General features: G+C 51.4%; 11 protein-coding genes. 9 read left to right on the top strand and 2 right to left on the bottom strand.

The window, feature by feature from the left end:
- Positions 1-7 precede the first annotated feature (7 nt).
- From J2Y43_RS04380 to J2Y43_RS04345, 8 genes are all read left to right on the top strand, one after another.
- Positions 8-709, top strand: a complete 702-nt coding sequence (locus J2Y43_RS04380) for a DUF3823 domain-containing protein (protein WP_309981079.1) — start codon at positions 8-10, stop codon at positions 707-709.
- 49 nt (positions 710-758) lie between these two features.
- On the top strand, positions 759-4,331 hold the full coding sequence (locus tag J2Y43_RS04375) for a PVC-type heme-binding CxxCH protein (RefSeq protein ID WP_309981080.1): 3,573 nt from the start codon (positions 759-761) through the stop codon (positions 4,329-4,331).
- A 36-nt stretch (positions 4,332-4,367) separates the two neighbouring features.
- Positions 4,368-5,096 carry a ThuA domain-containing protein gene (locus tag J2Y43_RS04370; protein ID WP_309981081.1) on the top strand — a complete coding sequence of 243 codons (729 nt, stop codon included), beginning with the start codon at positions 4,368-4,370 and terminating at the stop codon, positions 5,094-5,096.
- 169 nt (positions 5,097-5,265) lie between these two features.
- Positions 5,266-6,384, top strand: coding sequence for a Gfo/Idh/MocA family oxidoreductase (locus J2Y43_RS04365; protein ID WP_309981082.1), 1,119 nt, complete (start codon positions 5,266-5,268; stop codon positions 6,382-6,384).
- A gap of 58 nt (positions 6,385-6,442) precedes the next feature.
- A complete protein-coding gene (locus J2Y43_RS04360) occupies positions 6,443-7,315 on the top strand; it encodes a sugar phosphate isomerase/epimerase (RefSeq protein WP_309981083.1) in 873 nt (290 codons plus the stop codon).
- A complete protein-coding gene (locus tag J2Y43_RS04355; RefSeq protein WP_309981084.1) occupies positions 7,308-9,383 on the top strand; it encodes a hypothetical protein in 2,076 nt (691 codons plus the stop codon). Before J2Y43_RS04360 ends, J2Y43_RS04355 begins: the two co-directional genes overlap by 8 nt.
- Positions 9,384-9,403: 20 nt before the next feature.
- Positions 9,404-10,504, top strand: a complete 1,101-nt coding sequence (locus J2Y43_RS04350; protein WP_309981085.1) for a family 43 glycosylhydrolase — start codon at positions 9,404-9,406, stop codon at positions 10,502-10,504.
- 21 nt (positions 10,505-10,525) lie between these two features.
- The gene (locus tag J2Y43_RS04345; protein WP_309981086.1) at positions 10,526-11,695 is read left to right on the top strand and encodes a cellulase family glycosylhydrolase; all 1,170 of its coding nucleotides are present in this window, start codon (positions 10,526-10,528) and stop codon (positions 11,693-11,695) included.
- 63 nt (positions 11,696-11,758) lie between these two features.
- On the opposite strand, the gene J2Y43_RS04340 is transcribed toward J2Y43_RS04345, so the two are convergent.
- Positions 11,759-11,938: a hypothetical protein gene (locus tag J2Y43_RS04340; RefSeq protein WP_309981087.1), complete on the bottom strand. Its 180-nt coding sequence runs from the start codon at positions 11,936-11,938 to the stop codon at positions 11,759-11,761.
- Entirely contained in the window at positions 11,935-12,387 is a 453-nt protein-coding gene (locus tag J2Y43_RS04335) for a DUF6934 family protein (RefSeq protein ID WP_309981088.1), read from the bottom strand. The genes J2Y43_RS04340 and J2Y43_RS04335 overlap by 4 nt, the downstream gene beginning before the upstream one ends.
- Positions 12,388-12,576: 189 nt before the next feature.
- On the opposite strand from J2Y43_RS04335, the gene J2Y43_RS04330 reads away from it, so the two are divergent.
- On the top strand, positions 12,577-14,121 hold the full coding sequence (locus J2Y43_RS04330; protein WP_309981089.1) for an arylsulfatase: 1,545 nt from the start codon (positions 12,577-12,579) through the stop codon (positions 14,119-14,121).
- The last annotated feature ends 36 nt before the right edge of the window (positions 14,122-14,157 follow it).

Raw genomic sequence — 14,157 nt, 5'->3', positions numbered from 1 at the left:
CGATATCATGAAGATCAGATTTCATATTATGCCGCTTGTCGCGATGGTAGCGCTCCTGTCGGCTTGCGAAAAGGACAACTATACCGAGCCCAAATCTATGCTTTCGGGTAAGGTCGTCTACAAGGGCGAGCCGGTAGGCGTGGAAGCCGGGCAAGTGCGCCTGCAACTCTGGCAGCCGGGCTTCGGTAAGCTGGCCGCCATCGATGCGCCTATTTCGCAGGACGGTTCCTATTCGGCGCTTTTGTTTGACGGAAATTACAAACTGGTTTTTCCCAAAAACCGCGGGCCGTTCAAGACCATCGTAAAAGACGCTGCTGCCAAAGACACGTTGTTTGTGAAGCTGGCAGGCAACCAGGCGCTCGATGTGGAAGTAATGCCTTACTACATGATCCGCACGCCGCAGTTTTCAGGAGGTGAAAGTAAGGTGAATGTTTCGCTCAAACTCGAAAAAATCCTAACCGGCGCCGAGGGTAAAGACATCGAAAGGGTCTCATTATATGTGAACAAAACCGATTTTGTTGCGCGCGCTACCAACGTGGCCGTGACCGACGTGCCCGGGACCGACATCAAAGACCTGAATGCGATCAACCTCACCGCCACCGTACCAACGCTTTCGCCTGCCCAGAACTACGTGTTCGCCCGGGTAGGTGTGAAGATCAAAGATGTGGAGGACATGGTTTTCTCGCCGGTCCAGAAAGTCAATTTGTAAGGATTGATTCCAATACTAAAACCGAAACGTTTCTTTAAAACCAATTTGAATGAGGAATTACATTGCACTTCTGCTTGTCGGGCTCATGGCGCTGGCATGTGCAAAAAGTAAGATTGGGGGGCCGGCCTCCCGGGCGTCGGCCGCCGGGACGCCGGACCACAAGGCCGGCGCTTCCAAAGGCCGCAGGGCCGAAGTATTGTTCCTGGGGCACAACAGCAAGCACCACGATTCTGGCAAGTACGCGCCCTGGTTGTCGATCAAGCTGTTCAAAAGCGGCATTAATATGTCGTACACGACCAATCCCAACGATATTAATCCTGAAAATCTGGCTAAATACGACGGACTGATCATCTACGCCAACCATGACTCGCTCTCGCCTTTGCAGGAAAGCGCCATGAAAGCATTTGTAGAAGGCGGAAAAGGGCTTATCCCGATCCATTCGGCTTCCGGTTGTTTCAGGAATTCTACCTGGTATATCAAAACAATAGGCGGCCAGTTCGCTTCCCACAAGACGGGCTCATTTAAAAATACTATTCTAAAACCGGAACACCAGGTCATGAAGGGCATCACCGACTTTCAGACCTGGGATGAAACTTACGTCCACAAAAACCTGAACCCGGACAAAACCGTCCTGGGCGAGCGAGTGGAAGGCCGCCTGGAAGGGGATGTGCACGAGCCCTACACCTGGGTGCGCAACGAGGGCAAAGGCCGCGTGTTTTACACTGCATATGGGCACGAGGATAGCACCTGGACTAACAAAGGCTTTCTCGACCTCGTCAGAAACGGTGTGCTATGGGCCATTGGTGACCAGGTACAGGCGCAAATCGCCGCATTGAACCTGCCAGACGTGGACATTTACAATTCGGACACCATTTCGCATTACACCAAACGGCATGTGGTGCCGAAAATGCAGGAATCGCTTTCACCGGCCGAATCCAATAAGCTGACGCAGATCCCACCGGATTTTGAAATACAACTTTTCGCCTCTGAGCCCGACATTACCAACCCTATTGCCATGTCGTGGGATGAGCGGGGGCGGCTCTGGGTGGTGGAGTCGGTCGATTATCCCAACACATTCAAGGAAACGGATGGCGCTTCCAACGACCGCATTAAAATTTGCGAGGATACGAATGGTGATGGTAAGGCTGATAAGTTCACCGTCTTCGCCGACAAGCTGAACATTCCTACCAGCATGGTATTTTCCAATGGCGGCGTGATTGTCTCCATGGCACCGGATTTCGTGTTTTTGAAAGACACCAACGGTGATGATGTGGCCGATGTACGTGAGGTGATCATTACGGGCTGGGGCAAGAACGATACCCACGCCGGTCCTTCCAACCTGCAATATGGTTTTGACAACAAAATCTGGGGAGTACTGGGCTACTCGGCGTTCAACGGGACTATCAACGGCAAGAAGATGAGCTTCTCGCAGGGGCTTTACAATTTCAAACCGGACGGAAAAGAGTTTGAATACCTTGGCAGCAGCAGCAACAACACCTGGGGGCTCGGCTTCACCGAGGATAACAACGTATTTCTTTCTACTGCCAACAACACCCACAGCGCATTCTTTTCGATGCCTGGCCGGTTAATGCAGCGCACATTAGGGGAAGAGCAGCCTTCGGTACAAGCTATTCAGAAAATCGACGGGCATTACGATGCGCACGCTGTAACACCCAATTTGCGGCAGGTCGACGTGGTAGGAGGGTTTACTTCCGCCGCAGGCCACCATTTTTACACAGCCAGAAACTATCCGAAAGAGTACTGGAACCGCGTCGCATTGGTGACCGAGCCGACGATCCGGCTGATACACAAAGCCATTCTCGAACCGGACGGCGCAGGTTTTAAGGAAAAAGACGGCTGGAACTTCATGGCCAGCTCCGACGAATGGTTCGGCCCGGTACAAGCCGAGGTAGGCCCGGACGGAGCCGTATGGGTTGCCGACTGGTACAACTTCATTATCCAGCACAACGTGTTCGTGCCGGCGCAGTCGCCTTCGAAATTCATCCTGCCATTTGAAGAGCAGCCCCACGGCCCGGGCAATGCATTCAGCAGCCCGATGCGCGATTTGAACCACGGCCGCATTTACAGGATTGTTTACAAAAACGGCAAGAAATCGCCTGCATTGAAACTCTCCAAAGATGATCTGCCGGGGTTGGTGGCCGCGTTGGAAAACGACAATATGTTCTGGCGCATGACCGCGCAGCGCTTGCTCGTGGAATCGAAGAAACTGTCGGTACTGCCGGATTTGTATAAAATCATTAATAATCCGAAAGTCGATGAAATAGGCCTGAACAGCCCGGCTGTACATGCATTGTGGACATTGCACGGCCTTGGGGCACTCGACGGTTCGAATGCCGAGGCATTACAGGTGGTGAGCAAAGCATTGACCTACCCGGCAGCGGGCGTACGTAAAGCAGCGGCGAGCGTGTTACCCAAACAGGCGCAAAGTTTTGAAATACTCGAAAAAGGTATGAAAGATGCCAACCTCAATACTCGCCTCGGTGTATTCGTAGCCATCGCGGAATTACCGGCTTCCGAAAAGGCGGGAAGGGCCATTTACCAGGCATCTCTCGACGAGCAGAATGCGAAGGACCCCTGGCTTTCACGCGCTATTCTCGCGGCGGCCATCCAGCACGAGAAGGGCTTCCTGGCCGCGGCCGGCAAGCAATCGCAGCCATCTGCACTGACGTCGCAGGTAACCGAAGCGTTGAGCCGAGAAGTATATCCATTGGGCAGAAGAAACACATTGCAATTCCCGCCGGATGTTTCGGGCAAAGAAATCACAATCCGCGCTAGCATTACCAAAGCCCGCGACCGTGCATTGCAAGGCTTCATCGCAGGCCAGGGTGGGAAAGACGGTGGTTATGCGCTGTACATCCAGGACGGCAAGCTGATTATGGCCGTGAAGCAGCACGGCATGCTAAGCAAAGCTTCGACGAAGGACCCGTTGCCCGACAAGTTCGATGTGGTGGCAAGCCTTACGGAAGGTGGTAATATCCGCATCGAAATCGACGGGAAGGAAGCTGCTACCGGCAAAGCACATATGCTTTTCAATGCGCCGCTGAGCAACTCGGTACGTTCCGGCGAAGATATGGAAGGCGAGGACAAAGTTGGAGATTACGAAGGCCGTTTCGGGTTTGTGGGTAATTTTCAAAAAGCATCCCTCGAACTGAACCGTCCGAATGAAGGAGGTAGCAATGCGGCTTCATTGGCCCAATCTGCTTCCAAGACAGCGGCTTCCAATGCGACGGTGATCGAGCTGAAAGTGGAGAAGGAAATCATGCAGTATGATAAAAAGCTGATTACGGCGAAGGCGGGCCAGAAAGTGGTGATTAATCTCGAAAACCCGGACGGAATGCAGCATAACTTGCTTATCATCAAACCTGGCACGTTGCAGAAAGTTGGAAAGGCTGCGGATGAGCTTCTAGCTAATCCGAAAGCCGCTGAAATGCAGTATGTTCCGAAGATTCCGGAAGTGTTGTTTTCGACAAGACTGGTGAATTCGGGTGAAACCGTTACGCTCGAAATAACGGTGCCAAATGAACCGGGCGATTATCCGTACGTGTGCACATTCCCCGGTCACTGGCGCGGAATGAATGGCATCCTGCGCGTGACGAAGTGAGTCGAACTTTAAACTGATAAACTTAACAACTTAAAAATGACGCATTCAACCTCAAAGTTCATCGCCTCGTTATTGCTTCTGTTAGCCATGATTTCCAATAGTGCGATAGCGGAAAACCCCGAAAAGAAAAAGGCGATCCGCGTGCTGCTGGTAGGCGGTGGCTCCTCACACGATTTCGACCGGTGGTACAAGCAGGAAGATGTGCAAACGCTGCAAAAAGGCGGCCTGGCAACGGTGGAATACACCAGCGACCCGTCGACGATCCTGGGCAAGCTGAAAGACATCGACGTGCTCTACCTTTCAAACAACCAGCCTATCGCCGACAAAGCCACACGGGAAGCCATTTTCGCATTCGTGGATGCGGGAAAAGGCCTGGTACTGGCACACCCCGCGCTTTGGTACAACTGGGCCGATTGGCCGGAATACAATCAGAAGCTTGTAGGCGGCGGCTCGAAAGGTCATGATAAATACGGGCCGTTTGAGGTGACTGTTACAAAAAAGCACCCGGTGACGAAAGGCGTACCGGCGAGTTTCAAGCTGGACGACGAGTTGTATTATTTCAAACCCGATGCGGCCGGAACGCCCATTGAAGTACTCGCAACTGCCAAAGCCGAAACATCGGATAAGGTTTTTCCAAGCATTTTCATTGTAAAATATCCGAAAGGGAGAATAGTGGGCATCGCGTTGGGACATGATGCCAAATCGCACACCATCGAGCCTTATCAAACCCTGCTACGCAACGCCATAGCATGGGCGGCTAACTAAGCCCCATTCCTCCGGGTTGAAACCCGGGGACAAAAAATGGGTGAGCCTCTGGCTCACTGTCAGCAATTCAAAAGGGCAGCGCCCCCAGAGCCGTAGGCTCGAAAAAAACAAAGCAAATCAATCCATTTCTTAACCCCGGGTTTTAACCCGGGGACTAACCAAAGTAACAATGAGCGACAAGCAAATCACAGTAGTTATCGTGGGTATGGGTTTCGGGAAAGAATTTATCCCTATTTATCAAAGCCACCCGAACATCAAGGCGGTAGGGATTTGTACCCGCAGCAAACAAACCCGCGACGAGCTGACAGCCAAGTTCAATCTCGACCCTGACCTCGTTTTCGAGCATTTCGAAGACGTTCCTAAGCGCGACGACGTAGACGCGATACACGTGGTAACCCCCGTACCCGACCACGCACGCATGACCCTGGCATCCCTCAATGCCAATAAGCATACCGCCTGCACCATCCCAATGGCCATGACAGTGGAGGATTGCAAAGCCATCGTAGAAGCTAAGCGCCGCTCAGGTAAGGTGTATATGATGATGGAGACCGCACTCTACACCCGCGAATTCCTCTATGGCCTCAACCTCGCACAAACGGGGCAATTAGGTCGCATTCAGTTCGTGCGCGGCTCGCACATTCAGGATATGAGTATGGAAGGCTGGGGCGAATACTGGAAGGGTTACCCGCCGATGTTGAACGGTACCCACGCCATTTCCCCACTTTTGAAAATCAACAATACCATTGCTGAAACGGTGGTTTGCCACGGCTCCGGCCGGTTGAGCGACGACCTTGCAAGCCGTTACGGGTCTCCATTTGCTGTGGAGACAGCCACATTTACCTTGAAAGGCACCGACGTGGTAGCGGAAGCGACCCGCTCATTGTTCGATGTGGTGCGCCAGTATCGCGAGAGCTACGATGTGTATGGTACCAAAATGTCGTTCGAATGGGAGCAATTACAGGACGAGGAGCACGTGATATTTGACGGCGGTGAAAACGCGTCACGCATCAATGTGCCTGATACCGACGATTTGCTGATCGAACCGATCAAACATTTTACGAAGCGCGAGAAGATTGATGACCCTAACCACGTATCGTTCCTTCAAGGCGCGGGCCATGGCGGTTCGCACCCGCATTTGGTGCAGGAGTTCGTGGCGGCGATCGTGGAAGGCCGGGATTCGGCGGTGGATGCTGCCCTGGCTGCCAACTATACCTGCGCGGGCATCTGCGCACATGAGTCGGCGATGAAAGGCGGTATCCGTGTGGATGTGCCGAGTTTCGAAGAATAATTTATCCAATAAAAAAGCCAGGCCCCAAGACCTGGCTTTTTGCTAAACCTGAACCCTTATGCTATTCGGAGCCAGCACATTCATCTGGGTATCCCCGTTTTCTACGGCCAATATAGACCTGCTCGCCAAGGTCAAAAACATGGGCTATGACATCATCGAAATAGCCGTGGAAGATACCCGCATCATCGATTGGAAGCTTATCAAAGACACCGCCCGCGACCTCGACCTGAAAATCACCATCAGTGGTGCATTCGGACCGGAGCGCGATATTTCGAGTACTGATCCGGCATTCCGCGAGATTGGGAAACAGTACATTATCGACTGCATTCGCATTGCCCAACAAATGGATAGTCCGGTTTTCGGGGGACCATTGTACTCGGCAGTCGGCAAAACGCGCATTGTTTCGCCGGAACAGAAAAAGCAGGAGCGTAAATGGTGTGTGGATATTTTAAGAGAAGTAAGTCAAATAGCCGGAGATTGTGGCGTGACGCTTGGCTTGGAACCGCTGAACCGTTTTGAAACCGATATGGTCAACACGGTCGATCAGGCATTGTCGATTCTGGACGAGGTCGGAAATCCGAACCTGAAAATCGTGCTGGATACTTTCCATTCGAACATCGAGGAAAAAGATATTCCGGCTACGATCAGGAAAATCGGGAAAGATTTGCTTTGTCATGTACAAGGTAATGAAAGCGACCGCGGAACTCCCGGAACCGGCCATTTGGAATGGCAGGGCATTCAGGAAGCGTTGACCGAAATCGGTTACAACGGCGCCGTAGTGATCGAAACCTTCGGACAACCCTCCAAAGAACTGGCCCGCGCGGCCTGCATCTGGCGGCCATTGGCGAACAGCGCCGACGAGCTCGCCGAAGAAGGACTCGCCTTCTACCAAAAAATGTTTGTTCCAACACACTCTGCTATCAATGCGTAACATCCTGCTTGCTTTCTTGTTGGCCATCTCTACGGGGCTATACGCCCAAGTGCCTGTCGATTTAAAAGGTTTTGACAAGAAAAGCGGCGTCCAGGCGAGCGTCAGAGACGCCATGCTGAACATCGAATGGCCCGCCGGTAATGCGGAAACCGGCAGGGTTTCTATTGATTTAAACAAAACAAATGCGCTGATCGGCAGCCTTGGCATTGGTACCAAAGAAAAACAATACACCATCGCCCGCAACCTCGACCCGGGCATTATCCTCACAGTAGGCAAGCGAGACCTCGTTTCGCAGAATGGCTGGAATATTTTCTTTGACAAAACCGCTTATCTGAAATACCAGAGCTATGTGGTAAAACTCGATAAAACCGATGTGAAAGTAGCCAGCAACGGCTCCCGGACGGAAATCACCGTCAATGGCGCCAAAGCCGGACCGTTTTCGGGCTCCATCCAATTTACAATGTACAATGGCAGCCCGCTGATGAACGTAGCGGCGGTTATGTCGACAAACGTCGATTCGCTGGCTGTGATTTACGATGTTGGCCTTACTTCCCGTGAAATGCCCTGGCAGAAGCTTTTCTGGGCCGATACCGAGGATTTTATGCGCAACGCGGAGGTAACCAAAATGGATACCGTCGAAATGATGGCCGTGAAATACCGGACGATCATCGGGCAGGGCAAGGAAGGTAACCTCGCAGTGTTCCCGGCGCCGCACCAGTATTTCTATCCGCTGGATAATTGCTACAACCTCGAACACATCTGGTACGGTGAGAATTACCGTAAACTGTTGCCTGGTTTTGGAATAGGTATTCGTCACGATTTGCTTGGTGACCGTCGCTGGGTGCCGTGGTTCAATGCGCCTCCGGGAACGCAGCAGCGTTACAATTTCTTCTGTCTGCTTAGCCGCGAAAAGGACGGCAAGGTGCTGGAAAACGTAAAGGCATTTACACATTCGGATAAGTATGAGCCGCTTCCGGGGTACTACACGATGTCGAGCCACTTCCATCAGGAGCATGTGGATGACGTGCTCACGCGTAAGCCGCTGCCCGATATGCCGGGTTTTGTGAAGGCATTCCGGAATACAGGTGTGAATATTGTGCATCTGGCCGAATTCCACGGCCCGGGTAGCCCGCGCGGACCGGAGGCTAAACGCTGGCCGGAGCTGAAAATGATGTTTGCAGAATGCGCGCGACTTTCGGGCGGTAACTTTTTGCTGCTGCCGGGCGAGGAGCCTAACAATTTCTTCGGCGGGCACTGGATGAATATTTTTCCCAAACCGGTTTACTGGCTGATGTCGCGGGAAAAGGACCAGCCATTTGTGGAGGACCATCCCGAATATGGCAAAGTCTACCGCATTGGTAATAAAGAAGAAATGCTGAAACTATTGGAAATGGAAAACGGCCTCGCGTGGACCGCACATGCGCGCACGAAGGGCTCCACCGGGTTTCCTGACAAGCATAAGGACGAGGCATTCTACAAATCCGATCATTTCCTAGGTGCAGCATGGAAGGCCATGCCGGCCGATTTGTCACAGCCCAAACTCGGCAAACGCGTGCTCGACCTGATGGATGATATGGCCAACTGGGGCTATAAAAAGAATGTCCTGGCCGAGGCGGATCTGTTCCGTATCGAGCCCAATTACGAATTGTACGGGCATTTGAACGTCAACTACCTCCAACTCGACCAGCTTCCTCGTTTCGAAGATGGTTGGCAGCCGGTACTGGACGCCATGCGGAAAGGGAAGTTTTTCGTGACAACCGGTGAAGTTTTAATCCCGGCATTTAAAGTGAATAATGCCGTGGTGGGCGAAACTGCCAGGCCGGATGCGAAAGGAAATGTGGAAATCAGCCTTGATGCGAAATGGACTTTCCCGCTCAACCGCGCCGAAGTGATTTCCGGCGATGGCAAAGATGTTTTTCACGATATCATTAATTTGAACGACACACAGGCTTTCGGTCAGAAGAGTTTTAAATTTACTCAAAACCTCAAAGGCCGTAAATGGCTGCGGGTTGAACTCTGGGATGTAGCCGCTAACGGCGCATTTACCCAGATTATCTGGCTCGAATAACGATATTAACCAAATCTGAAATGATCAGACCACTCTTATCACTGCTATTACCACTGATTTTAACGTGTCCCCGACTGGATAGTCCCGGACTGGATCGCCCCGGACTGGATAGTCCCGGAGTGGATACTCCCGGAGTGGATACTCCCGGACTGGGCGATAAGGAATACAAGAACCCGGTTTTCGAACCCATTCTCGCCGACCCTACTGTTGTGAAGGGCGACGACGGGTATTTTTATGCCTACGGTACGCAGGACGACTGGGGCGATGGCCACGGTTCGCGGCTGATACCCATTGTTCGTTCCAAAGACCTCGTGCATTGGGACTATGTGAAGGAAGCATTTACGGCCAAGCCCGCGTGGAAGGAAAAGGGCGGCATATGGGCGCCCGATGTCGTGAAAGTGAATGGCAAATACCATATGTACTACGCCTATTCGACCTGGGGCGATGTCAATCCGGGGGTAGGTCTCGCCATCGCAGACTCGCCGGCGGGCCCGTTCGTGGATCAGGGGAAACTATTCAATAGTGCCGACGTGGAAGTACCCAATTCGATTGACCCTTTTTACCTCGAAGCCGATGGTAAAAAATATGTTTTCTGGGGCAGTTTCAGTGACAAGCCTACGCAGGGCACTTACGGTGTGGAATTGTCTGCCGACGGTAAATCGGTAACCGATCTTTCGAAGAAATTCAAAGTCGCTGCGGGCGATTTCGAGGCCGTGATGATCCAGAAGAAAGGGGATTACTACTACTTTCTGGGATCGAAGGAAAGTTGCTGCGAGTTTGAAAAAAGCAGGTACCATGTGCGAATGGGCCGTTCGAAATCCCTTTTCGGGCCGTTCGTCGATCAGGAGGGTAAGGATTTGAAAGAACGCGGCACCGGCACGATGCTGCTTCACGGAAATGATGTGTACGCCGGGCCGGGGCATAATGCGCGCTGGATCACCGACGACGCGGGTGCCGACTGGCTCTTGTACCACGCCATCAGCAAGGCCGAGCCAAGGGTATCGAGCGGCGCTAACCGCCGCGTGTTAATGCTGGATAAATTGACCTGGAAAAATGGCTGGCCCGAAATTTCCAACGCAGAGCCAAGCATAGAAAGCCGGCCTGCACCGCTTTTTAAATAACAAAACCAATTCTAACACCTGATGAAATTGTTAAAAACGACGATCTGGGCTGTTGCGGCCTGCCTCATGTTGCAGAACTGCGCCAAGAAAGCCGACGAAGAGAAGAAAGACGAGGCGGCATCGACCGAGCAAACCGCCGCTGGCCGTGAAATATGGACGAAAGAGCAAGCCAAGGAATGGTATGCCAAACAAGGCTGGCTCGTAGGCGCCGACTTCCTGCCCAGCACGGCCATCAACCAGCTCGAAATGTTCCAGGCAGAGTCGTTCGACACTGCTACTATCGACAAAGAGCTAGGTTGGGCGCAGAACATCGGAATGAACACCATGCGCGTATACCTGCACGATTTGCTTTATCAGCAAGACTCTGCAGGGTTCATCAAACGTCTCGACACGTTCCTGAACATTACCAAGAAGCACAATATCAAACCGGTGCTGGTACTTTTCGATTCGTGCTGGGATCCGTTCCCGAAACTGGGCAAGCAGCGTGATCCTAAACCGGGTGTTCACAACTCCGGCTGGGTACAAAACCCTGGTTTTGATGCCTTGAAGGATAGCACACAATATCCGCGTCTGGAAAGATACGTGAAAGGCACCGTTGCCGCGTTCGCGAACGACGACCGGGTATTGATGTGGGATATCTGGAACGAACCGGATAACACGAACAACAGTTCGTACGGTAAAGTGGAATTGCCTAACAAAGTGGACTACGTATTGCCGCTTATGGTGAAATCATTCGAATGGGCACGTTCGGTGAATCCGTCGCAGCCACTGTCGTCCGGCGTGTGGGCGGGCGACTGGTCATCACCCGAAAAGCTGAAACCGATCGAAAAAGCGCAGATCGAACAGTCGGATGTTATCACATTCCACAACTACGAAAACGCACAGGAATTCGAGAAGCGCATTAAATGGCTGGAACCATATGGTCGCCCTTTGATTTGCACGGAGTACATGTCGCGTGGAAACGGCAGCTTCTTCGAAACATCTTTGCCCATTGCCAAGAAATACAACGTAGGTGCCATCAACTGGGGCCTCGTAGATGGCAAATCGCAAACCATTTACCCTTGGGACAGCTGGAAAAAGACTTACACCAAAGAACCTGATTTGTGGTTCCATGATATTTTCAGAAAAGACGGAACGCCTTACAAGCAGGCTGAGGTAGATTTGATTAAGAAATTGACTGCTGCGAAGTAGGATTAATTCAGGAGGCCAAGAGGGGCAAAGGCCGTGCGAGCCGTATAGCTAGCACGGCCTTTGTTATTGTGCAATACGCTGCAAAAGAACTGATAAATCCAGCTCTGGTATCACCTCTAATAATTTTGCTTTTTTCGCCTCAATAGCCTCCTCAATAGTGGCATATTCGCCAATAATACTATCTGGACGAGATGATGAGGGGCGTTTTCTCTTTTTTCCGATTTTAACACTGGAATTATTCATGTTGATAAAGATTTGATGGTTACAAAAAAAGCCTGATAAGATTGGTTGATTTGGAATGGCTCATGCTTCCTATTATCGCAGCGGACTCCCCAAATCAAGTATCTATCAAGAAAACGATCCAGATATTTGGAAATCGCGATTCGGTACAATCTTGTTTTCGCTACTGTATTTCCCTGAAAGGCAATTAGAGCTCTCGGATTGTTGTTCAGAAACTGCTCGATTGTTCTATACACAGTCGTTAAATTCTTGATCATATCACCATTGTTGCTTCGGCTTTCTGTTGAAATTGAACCATCTGTTTCAATATCCCCGAGAAGTAACGAATACAAAAATGGGACGTTCAGTTCATAAAATATGATAGCCTTTTCAATAATCGTGGACCCGATACTGACATAGTCAAACCGATGCCCATCCCATAGTGATTCGACACTGTAATAAGACTCATCCATAGTATAGTGGTGGAATATGATAACCGCAACAAGAACAACGTTACGCATTCCACTCCGCCTTCTCCAAATCCGTTTATCAGGCGGTTAATTTATTTTCAAAAGATCTCCTTAGGGTAAACTTTCGCTTTTCAACCGGCAAAGTCGGGCTGAATGAATATCTTCACAGCCGGAATTCTTAACCCCAACCTTATGAAATTAAAGTACTCCTTCGTAGCGTCGTGGCTATGCGCGGCGGTTCTGCTCTTGCCATTTGTGGTAAATGCTCAGAAAAAACAATCCAAACCCAATGTCATCTTCATTTACGCCGACGACGTCGGTTATGGCGATCTGAGTGCCTATGGCGCCACGAAAATCAGTACGCCTAATCTTGACCGCCTGGCTAAGGAAGGTATTCGCTTTACCAACGCGCATGCGAGCTCGGCCACATGTACACCCTCGCGCTTCGCGCTCATGACGGGTAAGTATCCATGGAGGCAAAAGGGTACGGGTGTGCTTCCCGGCGATGCGTCGCTGATCATCCCGACAAATCAATTGACGTTGCCTGCTATTTTTCAAAACGCAGGCTATAAGACCGGCTCGGTAGGTAAGTGGCACCTTGGCCTGGGCGAAACCAATAAGCAAATCAATTGGAATAAACCCATATCCAAAGGCCCGAATGAGCTCGGTTTTGATTATGCATTCTTCTTCCCTGCAACTTCGGATCGCGTTCCGACGGTTTTCGTAGAAAATCATGATGTGCAGGACCTCGATCCGAACGACCCTATTGAGGTGGATTATTCCAAAAAAATAGGCAACGAACCGACAGGACTCGAAAATCCCGAATTGCTGAAACTCCCGGCTTCACCGAATCACGGACATAACAATACGATTGTAAATGGTATAGGCCGCATAGGCTGGATGACAGGCGGCAAGCAGGCCCGCTGGACCGATGAGGAAGTGGCGCACGTGTTCCTGAGCAAAGCCGAGCAATTCATTGAGGATAACCGCAAGAGTCCATTCTTCCTGTACTTCTCGCTGAACGACATTCACGTTCCCCGGATGCCGAGCACGCAGTTTAAAGGCAAAAGCAAAATGGGCTTGCGCGGCGACGTGATCCTGCAAATGGACTGGACGGTAGGAGAAATATTGAAGAAGCTCGACGAGCTGAAAATCGCTGAAAATACGCTGGTGATCTTTTCAAGCGATAATGGCCCGGTACTCGACGACGGTTACGCCGATCGCGCGGTAGAGCTGGCGAAAGGGCACAGTGCCGCCGGCCCGCTGCGCGGAGGCAAATACAGTGCATTCGAAGGTGGTACGCGCGTGCCCTGGCTGGCGCGATGGCCACAGGCGATCAAGCCGGGTATGGTTTCGGACGCATTGATCTGCCAGATCGATATGATGGCATCGTTCGCCAATTTCTTTCAGCAAAAAACGGGAAGCGAAGAGGCTGTGGATAGTTTTAATGTGATAGACGCCATGTTAGGCAAAAGCCAAACCGGCCGCAGCTGGCTGATTAAGCAAGGCGGTGCATTGTCGATCACGCAGGGTAACTGGAAGTATATCGAGCCGCGCGAGGGCAAGGCGGTTGCCGAGCTTACCAATATCGAAACCGGTGCTAATCCCAAGCCGCAGCTGTATGATTTGAGCAAGGATATTGGTGAGAAAAACAATGTGGCCGACAAGTATCCGGCGAAGGTGAAGGCGATGGCTGCGGAGCTTGAAAGGTTAAGGGAGGCTGGGAGAAGTCATTGATTTTCATGCCACGAAGGCACGAATGTTACACGAATG

The sequence above is a fragment of the Dyadobacter sp. BE31 genome, from assembly GCF_031457695.1.
GTDB lineage: Bacteria > Bacteroidota > Bacteroidia > Cytophagales > Spirosomataceae > Dyadobacter.
The sequence above is the reverse complement of the archived record's forward strand: the minus strand, read 5'-3'. Positions and strand labels throughout refer to the sequence as shown.